The sequence below is a fragment of the Bacillus sp. mrc49 genome, assembly GCF_002803435.1.
Map to the genome: position 1 here is coordinate 1 of NZ_PHNG01000190.1, position 895 is coordinate 895.

The 895-nt window shown below is 45.7% G+C and carries 1 protein-coding gene; it reads right to left on the reverse strand.

Going from position 1 to position 895, the window contains the following annotated elements; genetic code table 11:
* Positions 1–846, reverse strand: an 846-nt coding sequence (locus CVN76_RS01320) for a LysR family transcriptional regulator (protein WP_100530120.1), incomplete at its 3' end; no start/stop codon positions are given.
* Between the last annotated feature and the right edge of the window lie 49 nt (positions 847–895).

Here is an 895-nt window from a genome sequence, read left to right on the forward strand (position 1 = left end):
CGCGACAAATTCGACAAACTCTTTGACCAGCTTTAGTTCGAGGGACTTTTCATGATATAACATCCACGTATTCCGGATAAGCGGGTTTCCTTGCTCATCCCTCAGCTCCATTTGCCTTAAGGATGGGTCGTGCTCCAATAAAACACTGGGAAGAATTCCATACCCGAGGCCATTTTTGACCATTTCCTTGCATGTATCCCCTTTGTCCACCTCCATCCCAACTAACGGCGGACCTTGAAAATTTTTCCTCCACCAATTATCGATCATCGTTTTCAGGAGTGCATCGGTCTTGTAATCGATTCTCGGCAATGAAGCCAGGTCCCCGACTTCGACTTTTTCCTTGGAAGCAATGCAAATCGTCTCCTCAAAAAGATGATGCTTAGCTCCTGACCACTGATAATCGCCCCGGACGATCCCGACGTGAACTTCTTCCTTGTAAATGAGGTTCAGTACTTCCTTGCTCCAGCCTGTAGTCACATGGAAATCCACCTGCGGGTATCGTTCACGAAATTTTTTCAGCAATCCGGGCAGCTTATGCAGCGTAATATAATTGGAGACGCCCAGCCTTAATGTTCCACTGATCTCCTGTCCCATATTGAACGCCGTCTCTTTGATTTGCCTCAACCTGATCAGCATCTCATCAGCACAGATCGCCAAATATTCCCCTTGAGGGGTGAACTGCACTCCCCTTGTTCCCCGCTCGACAATCTTCAAATTGAACTCCTTCTCCATCTGCTGGATCCTTTTCGTTAAAGAAGGCTGCGAGATATATAAGCTTTGCGCCGTTTTAGTGATATTCTTATGTTCATGCAATATCTTTAAAATATGCCAATCCCTTTCATTCATGGAACTTCCCCCGATCGCTTTTTTCAAGTAGGGATATTCCCTACAAATA